This is a genomic window from Parageobacillus thermantarcticus (assembly GCF_900111865.1).
Classification (GTDB): domain Bacteria; phylum Bacillota; class Bacilli; order Bacillales; family Anoxybacillaceae; genus Parageobacillus; species Parageobacillus thermantarcticus.
Genome location: NZ_FOJS01000064.1, coordinates 1 through 10,692, shown reverse-complemented (window position 1 = coordinate 10,692; position 10,692 = coordinate 1). Strand labels below are relative to the sequence as shown.

Genomic DNA, 10,692 nt, shown 5'->3' with positions numbered 1-10,692 from the left:
TCGGAGAAGAATCGTCGCATCCAGCGGAGGAAACGGCATCCACCAAACAGACGATCGTGAACAAGGCGAAACAACATGTCCGCCGTCTTCTTCCGGAGGTAACGCGGAATAACGTGCCATATTTACAGCAATCGTCCGGGACACCGATCTATCATGCCCTGTCTGAACTCAAGGGATGGTAAAAAAAGGTATACATATCGGTCTGTCATGACAAGGGATGAGAGTTCGAAAGCGCTTACGGATGAAATTCAAAAAAATGGTTCGCCAACCTATGACTTACACCTGTTTTTTAGCGAACCAAAAAAGTTCCCACAAAATCTTGACTGACTCACGGCTCTCTTTACTTATTGTCTAGCGTTATATTTTTTTGTAATATCACAAGTAAAGTATGGATGGAGAGATAGACAATGCCAACTTACCATGATCGGACAAACGATATCGTCGATCTTTGTCTATTAGCAGGAAAAATTATGCTCGAAAGCGGCGGGGAAACATATCGCGTGGAAGATACGATGGTGCGTATTGCTGCTTCATTTGGCATTCCCCGTTCGCACAGTTATGTCACGCCGACGGGAATCATTTTTTCGATTGATCGTATGAATTCCACGCAGTTTATCCGAATTGTCGAACGTTCGACGGATTTGCATAAAGTCGCGCTTGTAAACAACATTTCCCGCCGCATCAGCAATGGAGAACTGTCGCTCGATGAGGCATATCAACAGTTAAAAGAAGTGGAGAAACAAAAGTTTTCTTACTCTCTTTGGCAGCAAGTCGCGGCGGCGGCGATTGCCAGCGGCTGTTTTGCTGTCATGTTTGGGGGATGGAGCAACTTTTTTCCTTCACTTCTTGCCGGAGGAGCGGGATTTTATTGTTTTGAGATGATTCATCGCCTTGTAAAAATACGGTTTTTCGCCGAATTTTTTGCTTCGTTTATCGTCGGCGGATTGGCTATGATTCTCGTTGCGATCGGGTTAGGGGCGAATTTAGATAAAATTATTATTGGGTCTGTGATGCCGCTGGTGCCGGGATTAGTGATTACGAACGCCGTCCGCGATTTAATGGCAGGGCATTTGCTCGCTGGATTATCTAAAGGCGCGGAAGCATTTTTAACAGCGTTCGCGATTGGCACAGGCATCGCCCTGATTTTGTCGATTGGCTAATCGTAAGGGGAATTGCGGATGATCGTGCAACAGTTATTGACAAGTTTTATTGCTTCGGCGGCGTTTGGGATCATTTTTAACATTCCGAAGAAGCTGCTAATCAATTGCGGGTTTGTCGGAATGGTCGGATGGATCATTTATTTTTTATTCGCCGAGCAGCAAATAAACGATGTTGTCGCTACGTTTATTGCTTCTTTCTTTGTGGCAATGATCAGCGCCATATTTGCAAGAATATACAAAACACCGGTGACGATTTTCAGCGTTTCTGGAATTATCCCGCTCGTGCCGGGAGGCTTGGCATATGAAGCGATGCGCCATGTCATTTTAAACGATTATAATATGGCGATATCTCTTGCCGCAAAAGCGTTCATGATTTCTGGAGCGATTGCTATGGGATTAGTTTTTTCTGAAGTGATTAACCAGCTTGCTAAACAGAAACGGAAATCCTAAACTTTCGGAAAAAGGGGGTTAGGATTTTTTATAGCGCTGTTTTTGTTCGTTAATAAACAAGCCTAAGTTGCAATTGTTTTTTTGAATATGATAATATGTGTAACAACAATTTTCAAAATGTTTGCGAATATTTCAGCGGGGGAGAGCGTAATGAGGCAAATGATTTATGCGATGAAGGAAGAATTATGGGAGATTTTTGATTACCTTCATCGCCATCCAGAAGTTAGTTGGGAAGAGTGGAAAACGACGCGGTTTATCGAACAGCAACTAGTCCAAGAAGGATATCGCATCCAAACATTTTCCGATTGTCCGGGAGTGATTGGGGAAATTGGCAACGGGCCGTTTACAGTCGGATTGCGCAGCGATATGGATGCGCTTTGGCAAGAAGTAAACGGAGTATGGCGAGCAAACCATGCATGCGGGCATGATGCCCATATGACAATGGTGTTAGGGGTTGCTAAACTGTTTAATCGTATCGGCTATCAGCCGCCCGGAACGTTGCGGCTTCTTTTTCAGCCAGCGGAAGAAAAAGGAACAGGGGCACTAAAATTTTTGGAAAAAGGAGTCATCGATGATATTGATTTTTTGTACGGCGTTCATTTGCGGCCGGTTCAAGAAGCAAAAAGCGGTTATGCCGCTCCTGCGATTTTGCATGGAGCCGCGCAATGCATCGAAGGGGAAATTAAAGGAGTTGCCGCGCATGCGGCAAGACCGCATCTCGGAGTCAATGTCATTGAAGTTGGGAGCGCGATTGTGCAGGAGTTAGGCAAAATTCACGTCGATCCACAAGTGCCGGCATCGATTAAAATGACAAGATTTCATGCAGGGGAAAAGAACGCGAACATCATCCCCGATTACGCCGAATTTGCGCTTGATTTGCGGGCGCAAACGAACGAGGCGATGGAACAGTTAGTGGAAGGATTGAATCACGTCGTAAAAGGGATAGCAGCTATTTATGGTGCGAATATTCAGCTTCGTTCAGGCGTTCGCGTTGCCGCTGCGAAGCCGCATCCGCAAGCACAGCGATTCATGGAGCGCGCTATTGTCGCCGTGTTAGGGGAAGAAAAATGTCTGTCGCCAATCGTTACTTCAGGAGGAGAGGACTTCCATTTTTATTCATTGATGAAACCGCAGTTAAAAACAACGATGCTCGGACTTGGCTGCGATTTAACACCAGGGCTGCATCATCCGCAAATGACGTTCCGCCGCGAAGACTTATTGTCCGGTATTGAAATATTAGCAAGAGTCGTGATGGAAACGTTTGAGCATTTTGCATTGCAAGGAGAGACGGAAAGTGCGCGTTTCGCTACAAAAAATTGATACGATCGAACAGCTCGAAGAAATGGCGCGACTAGAAGCGGAAATATGGGGAACAGACCCGATTCCTACTCACCAAACGTTGACGGCGGCAAAAAACGGCGGCATTATTATTGGCGCTTTTGTGGATGGAAAGATGGTCGGATTTGTGTATAGTTTTCCCGGATACCAGAACGGGCAAATATATCTTTGCTCACATATGATGGGGATTGCCAAGCCGTTTCGCGACCAAGGAATCGGTTATATGCTGAAAATGAAACAGGCGCAAGAAGCAATCAAAAAAGGATACCGCATGATTCGTTGGACGTACGATCCGCTGCAAAGCAGAAACGGCTATTTGAACATTGCTAAGTTAGGGGCGATTTGCTCGCAGTATGTTGAAAATTGTTACGGAAAGATGGATGATGCGCTAAATAAGCATTTGCCGTCAGATCGTTTTGTGGTGGAGTGGCTATTGGAAAGCCGATATTTACAAGAAAGAAACCGCTTTTTCTCTAAAATAGCATGGGCGCCAGAGAATGTGGCGCTTAATTGGAAACAAAACAACAACGGGGATCCAGTGCCGATTTACAAAGAGGAATTTGTCATCCATGACCGGTCGTTTTTGCTTGTTCCCGTTCCTTTACAGTTTCAGCGGCTCATCGAGGCAGATCATGCGTTAGCGCTGGATTGGCGCTATAAGACGCGTGACGTGTTTGTTCGCCTTTTTCGGGAAGGATGGGCCGTTGCGCATATCGTTCGAAACGACGATGAACCTGTTTTATATTATGTTTGTGTGAAACGCAACGAATTGCCTTTATAATCAGGAGGAATTTTTTATGGAAATAAAAGTAAAACGAGTCATGTTGCGCCATTTGCAGATGAAGCTAAAAGCGCCGTTTACAACAAGCTTTGGTTCGTTTCAAAAAAAGGAGTTTATTTTAGTGGAAGCGATCGATGAAGACGGCGTGTCAGGATGGGGGGAATCGGTAGCTTTTCCTTCTCCTTGGTACAATGAAGAAACCGTCAAAACGAATTGGCATATAATAGAAGATTTTTTATTGCCGCTTTTATTTCAAGCGCCAATTGCCCATCCGGAAGAGTTGCAGCAACGTTTTTCCATCATCCGCAAAAATCAAATGGCAAAAGCGGCGATAGAAGGGGCGATATGGGATTTATTTGCGAAAAAACAAGAATTGCCGTTACATAAAGCGCTTGGCGGAAATAAGAACCGCATTGAAGTAGGTGTAAGCATCGGCATTCAAAAAAGCGTCGATGATTTATTGCGCATTATCGAACGATACGTGCAAGATGGATACCGGCGCATCAAAATAAAAATTAAACCTGGGTGGGACGTTGATGTTGTCCGCGAAGTCCGCCGCCGTTTTCCAAATGTTCCGCTCATGGCCGACGCCAACTCCGCTTATTCATTAGCAGATATCGATCGAATAAAGGCGTTAGATGAATTTCGGCTAATGATGATCGAACAGCCGCTTGCTTCCGATGATATCGTGGATCATGCAACATTGCAGGCGCAGATAAAGACGCCGATCTGTTTGGATGAAAGCATTCATTCAGCGGAAGACGCAAGAAAAGCGATTCAGCTCGGCAGCTGTCAAATCATTAATATCAAAATCGGCCGTGTCGGAGGATTGTCAGAAGCGAAGCGTATTCACGATATTTGTCAAGAGAACAATATTCCCGTCTGGTGTGGCGGCATGTTAGAAGCTGGCGTTGGCAGAGCGCACAATATTGCGATTACGACGCTGGATAATTTTACGATGCCGGGCGATACAGCGGCTTCTTCCCATTACTGGGAAAAAGATATTATCGTTCCGGAAGTCGTTGTCCGCAACGGAACGATCACAGTGCCGGAACAACCGGGGATTGGGTATGAAGTCGACCGTCGGCAAGTAGATATTTATACTAGTTATGTTAAGGTATACCGGCCGTAGTTTCTCATTCCGGTTTCGAGTATGCCGTTTGCGCTTTGCGTGACTGATCCGTAATGAATTGGGACACTTATACATGTTTAGAGCGGAAATCACGATAATCAAAGCGGAGGCAACGAAAAGAGGAGGAAGGAAAGGAACGTGGAGGAAAAAGGCTGGATGGAAAAGATGGGATCGCTTTTCCACCAGCCTTTTTGCGCGGAGAAATAATCCATTCCGTTTAAGCGCGCTAGTTTGCTAATTCTTTTATTCCTGTATTCGCTTTCACGAGAATTTCATCAAATTTCTTGCTATCGGCTTTTTTCGAGGAAAGAAGCGTGCCAACAATCGCTGCGATGAATCCTAATGGTATGGAAACGATGCCAGGATTAGCAAGCTTAAAGAGCGGTTCGCCGACAAGAATCGCTACTCCCGGTTCTGGCGCCCAAACGTTTGGGCTAAAGAACACGAGCAACAACGCGCTGAATAGCCCGACGAGCATCCCTGCAATAGCGCCTGTTGTATTAAAGCGGCGCCAGAAAATCGTTAATACGATAATCGGCAAATTGGCGCTTGCTGCAACAGCGAATGCCAATGAGACAAGGAAAGCAACATTCATTTTTTGAGCGAATAACGCTAAAAGAATGGACAAAATCGATACGCCAATAGAAGCCCAGCGCGCCGCAACCATCTGTTCTCTTTCCGTCGCTTCGCCGCGGCGAAGGATATGGCTGTAAAAGTCATGGGCAAACGCCGATGCGGCCGATAGCACGAGTCCTGCAACAACAGCCAAAATCGTCGCAAACGCGACTGCGGATATAAACGCGAATAGGAAATCGCCGCCAAGCGCTTCCGCCAATAGTGGGGCGGCCATGTTTCCGGCAGGGTTTGCGTCGACAATTTTGTCATACCCAACGAATGCCGCGGCGCCAAATCCTAAGAAAATCGTTAAAATGTAAAAAATGCCGATAATCCATGTTGCATGAACGACAGATTTGCGGGCCGTTGGTGCGTCTTTTACTGTAAAGAAGCGGATTAAAATGTGCGGAAGTCCTGCTGTTCCTAGGATGAGCGCTAAATTCAACGATATCGTATCAAGCGGGTCTTTAAACTTGTTGCCAGGATTGAGGAACGCTTCACCGAGCGGCGTGGCTGTTTTTACTTCGTTGAACATTTTGATGAGGCTGAAATCGAATTTCGCAAAAACGATAATGGAAATAATAAACGTACCAACCATTAATAATACCGCTTTTACAATTTGCACCCAGCTCGTCGCCATCATGCCGCCGAAAACGACGTAAACGGTCATAAGTATACCGACAATGAGGACAGAGTAAATATAATCAATTCCTAATAATAGCTTAATAAGGCCGCCAGCGCCAACAAGCTGAGCGATCATGTAGAAAATGGAGATGGCAATCGTATTAAGCGCGGCGACACCGCGCACTTTTTTGTCGTCGAATCGGGCGGCAATCATGTCAGCCATCGTATATTTTCCAAGGTTGCGAAGCGGTTCGGCGACAATGTAAAGAACGACTAAATATGCGACAAGGAAGCCGATGCTGTAAAAGAAACCGTCAAAACCAGCCAATGCGATCATGCCAGCAATTCCTAAAAATGAGGCGGCAGACATATAGTCGCCGGCGATGGCCAACCCGTTTTGCCATGCGGTTAAGCTGCTATCTGCCGTATAAAATTCGCTCGTTGTTCTTGTTCGCTTCGAAGCGAAGTAAGTGATGATAAGCGTTAACGCCACAATCACTAAAAAGAGGAAAAAGGCTAACCCGTGCATTACATGTTTCCTCCTTCCTTCGCTTCTTGCTTAATTCGTTCAACGATTTCATCAAATTTTGCGGCGCGTTTAGAGTAAATAGTACATAACGCCCACGTCATGATAAATTGCGCAAACGCGAATACCCATGCCCAGCTGATCGGACCGATTGCGGAAGCGTTTAACACGTTCGAATAGGACGTCAAAATCGGCAGCGCAAAGTAAAACACTAAGAAAAATAGGGTGGATGGCAAAATGAAATTTTTCTTTTCGCGCATGAGATGCTGAAACGACGAAGACTGAACAATTTGGCTATAATCCATTGCGGCGCGTTCTTCAAAAGAACGATCTCGCATTGCCATAAAAATCCCCCTCCTTAAGTTTGTTATTTGTCTTATTTAATGGTAAATAAAAACAACTCTCCTCCTTTCTTTGTTCATAAAATTGTCACATTTATTATATATTTATCTGAATAATTTGTAAATTATTAATTTTTTATTATTTATTTATAACTTTAACGCATAAAAGAAGGAAAATTTTTTGGTGTTTTTATTATTTTCTAACTTTACAAAAATTATTGTATGGCGTAAAATCCATATTGTGCTCTTCAACAATTTTCTACAAAAAACGACAAGGGGAGACACTATATGAATTTGTTGCGAAAAAAGTCTGTACAAATGCTTTTAAATGAAGCTGGACAGAAAGGCGTTTCTTTAAAAAAAGATTTAGGAGCATTTGATTTAACGATGCTCGGCATTGGCGCGATTATCGGGACAGGAATTTTTGTATTGACGGGAGTCGCCGCTGCTGAACACGCCGGTCCTGCGCTTGTCCTTTCTTTTATTCTTTCTGGCCTTGCTTGTGTGTTTGCGGCGCTTTGCTACGCGGAATTCGCTTCGACGGTTCCGGTATCTGGTAGTGCTTACACATATAGTTATGCGGCGTTTGGGGAATTGATTGCTTGGATTTTAGGATGGGATTTAATTTTAGAATATGGAGTGGCTGCTTCCGCTGTAGCAGTTGGGTGGTCTGGTTATTTTCAAGGATTGCTTGCCGGATTTGGCATTGAGCTTCCAAAAGCGTTGACGAACGCATATAACCCGGAAAAAGGAACAATAATCGATTTACCGGCGATTTGTATTACTCTTTTTATGGCATTTTTATTAAGTCTTGGCGTAAAAAAATCTGCCCGTTTTAATGCAATCATGGTCGTGATCAAAGTCGCCGTCGTATTGTTGTTTCTTGCCGTCGGCATATGGTATGTGAAGCCGGAAAACTGGTCGCCGTTTATGCCATTTGGATTTTCCGGAGTAGCAACCGGTGCCGCGACTGTCTTTTTTGCCTATATCGGTTTTGACGCGGTTTCAACGGCGGCGGAAGAAGTGCGCAACCCGCAGCGAAACATGCCGATCGGAATCATTGCTTCTTTATTTATTTGCACATTATTATATATTGCTGTTTCCCTCGTATTGACGGGAATCGTTCCATATGAACAATTAAATGTGAAAAATCCTGTTGCTTTTGCGCTAAGCTATATTAACCAAGATTGGGCTGCCGGTTTTATTTCGCTAGGGGCGATTGCCGGAATTACGACGGTATTGCTTGTTATGCTATATGGCCAAACGCGTTTATTTTATGCGGTCAGCCGTGATGGGTTGCTGCCAAAAGTATTTTCTAAAGTAAGTCCGACACGGCAAGTGCCTTACGTGAACACTTGGCTTACGGGGGTGATCGTGGCGTGTTTCGCCGGGATGATCCCGTTGAACAAACTGGCAGAGTTAACGAATATTGGCACGCTGTTCGCCTTTATCACCGTTTCCATCGGTGTGCTTATTTTGCGGAAAACGCAGCCTAATTTAAAACGCGCCTTCCGAGTCCCGATGGTTCCCGTCATTCCGTTGTTGGCGGTGGCGTTTTGTGGATATTTAATTTTCCAACTTCCTGCGATAACTTGGATCGGCTTTGTATCTTGGTCGCTGATCGGTTTAGTTATTTATTTCACATATGGGCGCAAGCATAGCACGTTAAACGATGTGAAAGACATAACAGTGGAAAAAGCCGGATGATTTTGTAAGGCGTTCAAAAGGGCCTTTGCTCTATTGGCAAAGGTCCTTTTTATTATGAAACAGGCAAATGTAATAAATTTCCGATTGAATGACCAACAGAAATTCGTTATGATGTACGAATGATATTCCAAGGGAGCGCTAGTTCGTCTCTTTAACAAATGGGGTGAAATCCATGTTCAGCATATTATTTTCGCTAAAAAAGGAGAGAACGATTGAACAGACGGTTAGCGAAATTCAACAAGGAAATAAAGTATTACATAATCAATTGATTCAACAATATAAACCTTTTATTGCCAAAACCGTTTCCAGCGTGTGCAAACGATTTATTCATGAAGGTGATGATGAGTTAAGCATCGGTTTAATCGCGTTTAATGAAGCAATTGAAAAGTATGCGCCTCATAAGGGAGGTTCGTTTCTTTCTTTCGCCGAATTGCTTATTAAAAGACGTTTAATCGATTATATTCGCAAGGAAGCAAAATGTAGGAATATTGTTTTACATACAGATGAAGATGAGGAAAATTCCGCGCAAACGTATTTAGATACGAAGTTGTCCATGGATGAATTTTACAAGCAGATAGAGCAGCAACAGCGCCGCGAGGAAATTATTCATTATCAACAAGTATTAAAAGAATTTGGCATTCATTTTCATGATCTTGTCGAACAGTCGCCAAAACATAAAGACGCTCGATTAAACGCCATTAATGTTGCTAAATTATTAGTAGAAAACGAAGAGTTGCTGAATTGGCTTTTTCGCAAAAAACAATTACCGATTAAACAATTACAAAATATGGCCAAAGTAAGCCGCAAAACGATAGAGAGAAATAGAAAATATATTATTGCGGTGGCGATTATTTTAGCTGGGGATTACGTTTATTTAAAGGAATATATAAAAGGGGTGCTTCCATCGTGAAAAAAGGGATCGTATTGGAACAAGATGACGAATTTATTACATTATTAACGCCTGATGGCGAGTTTATTCAAGTGAAAAAGGAAGGCGAATATGAAATAGGAGAAGAAATTGAAGCGAGGGCGGTACAAAAGCCCAATGTTCGCCGCCGTTCACTTCGATACATAACAAGCTTCGTGGCGGCAGTGGTTCTTTTGATTGCAACGCTGCTTCATTTTCCTTCGAATGAAGTGTACGCTTACATGTCCATTGATATTAATCCAAGCATCGAAATCGGGGTCAATGAGCAGTTAAAAGTCATAAAATTAAAGGCATATAACGAGGAAGGAAAAAAGATTGTTTCACAACTTTTGCATTGGAAGAATAAAGAGTTTATTGATATTGCCAAGGAAATTATCGAACTAAGCATGAAAAAAGGCTATTTGCAAAAAGGGGGGCAAGTGTTGATTACAACGGTGGAGAGGAAACACCGTGCCGCATCTTCGCGAGAACTTTCTACAGAATTGACGAAAATTCAACACTCGTATCAGCGGAAAAACATTGTCGTAAAAACGGAAGAAAGCACGATGGAAGTACGAAATGAAGCGGTAAAAAAAGGAATGACAACGGGGAAACTGCTGCAAATTGAACAAAAAGCGAAATCCGTTTCGCCAAAGTCCATAAACATGAGAAAACAAGAAAGACTGCCGAAACAGGATGATAAACGGCAAATAAACAGCCATTTCCGCAAAGAAAAGAACGAAAAAACACACAATAATAACAACATCACGAGTGTTGATTATCCAAAATTATACATACGCCTTCCATAAATTTGGGCATACTCAAACAAAGCAGCGGCCATCCCGGATTTCCAATCGAGAGGAAGCTGCCCAGAGAAAAAACGGCGAACGAACGAAATGAAGGAAAGAGAGACGTTCGTCTGTTTTTTGGTTTGATCATACAGCCATCGCAGCAACACATACGCGATGAACGCCGCAAACAGTTGGTTGTATACCGCATTTTCCGTCGTGCCAAACAAGGTCGGGACATTCAGATATTGCTTCACCCAACGGAAAAAGACCTCAACAGTCCAACGTTGTTGGTACATGTCGGCAATGGTTTCCGCAGACGC

Annotated in this window: 11 protein-coding genes and 1 pseudogene; 9 read left to right on the top strand and 3 right to left on the bottom strand. The window is 43.7% G+C overall.

What is annotated here, in order from left to right; all coding sequences use genetic code 11:
* From BM278_RS16765 to menC, 6 genes and pseudogenes are all read left to right on the top strand, one after another.
* Positions 1-182, top strand: a pseudogene (locus tag BM278_RS16765) (UPF0236 family protein); the annotation flags it as partial.
* A gap of 225 nt (positions 183-407) precedes the next feature.
* Positions 408-1,160 carry a threonine/serine exporter family protein gene (locus tag BM278_RS16760; RefSeq protein ID WP_090952094.1) on the top strand — a complete coding sequence of 251 codons (753 nt, stop codon included), beginning with the start codon at positions 408-410 and terminating at the stop codon, positions 1,158-1,160.
* A gap of 18 nt (positions 1,161-1,178) precedes the next feature.
* Complete coding sequence (locus BM278_RS16755) at positions 1,179-1,610, top strand: threonine/serine exporter family protein (protein ID WP_090952089.1); 432 nt, start codon at positions 1,179-1,181, stop codon at positions 1,608-1,610.
* Between the two features lie 150 nt (positions 1,611-1,760).
* Positions 1,761-2,930 (top strand): M20 peptidase aminoacylase family protein, encoded by a 1,170-nt coding sequence (locus BM278_RS16750; protein WP_090952086.1) that lies wholly within the window; start codon positions 1,761-1,763, stop codon positions 2,928-2,930.
* Positions 2,905-3,729, top strand: a complete 825-nt coding sequence (locus BM278_RS16745) for a GNAT family N-acetyltransferase (RefSeq protein WP_090952083.1) — start codon at positions 2,905-2,907, stop codon at positions 3,727-3,729. The genes BM278_RS16750 and BM278_RS16745 overlap by 26 nt, the downstream gene beginning before the upstream one ends.
* Positions 3,730-3,745: 16 nt before the next feature.
* Positions 3,746-4,861 carry an o-succinylbenzoate synthase gene (gene menC / locus BM278_RS16740; protein ID WP_090952080.1) on the top strand — a complete coding sequence of 372 codons (1,116 nt, stop codon included), beginning with the start codon at positions 3,746-3,748 and terminating at the stop codon, positions 4,859-4,861.
* Between the two features lie 226 nt (positions 4,862-5,087).
* On the opposite strand, the gene BM278_RS16735 is transcribed toward menC, so the two are convergent.
* Together BM278_RS16735 and BM278_RS16730 are read right to left on the bottom strand one after the other, a co-directional pair.
* Entirely contained in the window at positions 5,088-6,629 is a 1,542-nt protein-coding gene (locus BM278_RS16735; RefSeq protein ID WP_090952077.1) for a solute symporter family protein, read from the bottom strand.
* Complete coding sequence (locus tag BM278_RS16730) at positions 6,629-6,970, bottom strand: DUF485 domain-containing protein (RefSeq protein ID WP_090952073.1); 342 nt, start codon at positions 6,968-6,970, stop codon at positions 6,629-6,631. Before BM278_RS16730 ends, BM278_RS16735 begins: the two co-directional genes overlap by 1 nt.
* A gap of 285 nt (positions 6,971-7,255) precedes the next feature.
* Between BM278_RS16730 and bcaP the strand changes: the two genes are divergently transcribed.
* The 3 genes from bcaP to BM278_RS16715 all read left to right on the top strand — a co-directional run bounded on the left by bcaP (position 7,256) and on the right by BM278_RS16715 (position 10,390).
* A complete protein-coding gene (gene bcaP, locus BM278_RS16725) occupies positions 7,256-8,674 on the top strand; it encodes a branched-chain amino acid transporter BcaP (protein WP_090952070.1) in 1,419 nt (472 codons plus the stop codon).
* A gap of 163 nt (positions 8,675-8,837) precedes the next feature.
* Complete coding sequence (sigI, locus tag BM278_RS16720; RefSeq protein ID WP_244151214.1) at positions 8,838-9,584, top strand: RNA polymerase sigma factor SigI; 747 nt, start codon at positions 8,838-8,840, stop codon at positions 9,582-9,584.
* Positions 9,581-10,390, top strand: a complete 810-nt coding sequence (locus tag BM278_RS16715) for an anti-sigma-I factor RsgI family protein (protein ID WP_341871195.1) — start codon at positions 9,581-9,583, stop codon at positions 10,388-10,390. Before sigI ends, BM278_RS16715 begins: the two co-directional genes overlap by 4 nt.
* Here BM278_RS16715 and BM278_RS16710 read toward each other — a convergent pair.
* Positions 10,360-10,692 (bottom strand): transposase (locus BM278_RS16710; protein ID WP_143093481.1); only part of this gene is annotated, 333 nt, incomplete at its 5' end. The genes BM278_RS16715 and BM278_RS16710 overlap by 31 nt on opposite strands.

Bases quoted from the DNA above. Each gene is read 5' to 3' on its own strand.
- BM278_RS16735 (WP_090952077.1), bottom strand. From the start codon at position 6,629: ATGCACGGGTTAGCCTTTTTCCTCTTTTTAGTGATTGTGGCGTTAACG.
- BM278_RS16750 (WP_090952086.1), top strand. From the start codon at position 1,761: ATGAGGCAAATGATTTATGCGATGAAGGAAGAATTATGGGAGATTTTT.
- BM278_RS16760 (WP_090952094.1), top strand. From the start codon at position 408: ATGCCAACTTACCATGATCGGACAAACGATATCGTCGATCTTTGTCTA.
- menC (WP_090952080.1), top strand. From the start codon at position 3,746: ATGGAAATAAAAGTAAAACGAGTCATGTTGCGCCATTTGCAGATGAAG.
- bcaP (WP_090952070.1), top strand. From the start codon at position 7,256: ATGAATTTGTTGCGAAAAAAGTCTGTACAAATGCTTTTAAATGAAGCT.
- BM278_RS16755 (WP_090952089.1), top strand. From the start codon at position 1,179: ATGATCGTGCAACAGTTATTGACAAGTTTTATTGCTTCGGCGGCGTTT.
- BM278_RS16730 (WP_090952073.1), bottom strand. From the start codon at position 6,970: ATGGCAATGCGAGATCGTTCTTTTGAAGAACGCGCCGCAATGGATTAT.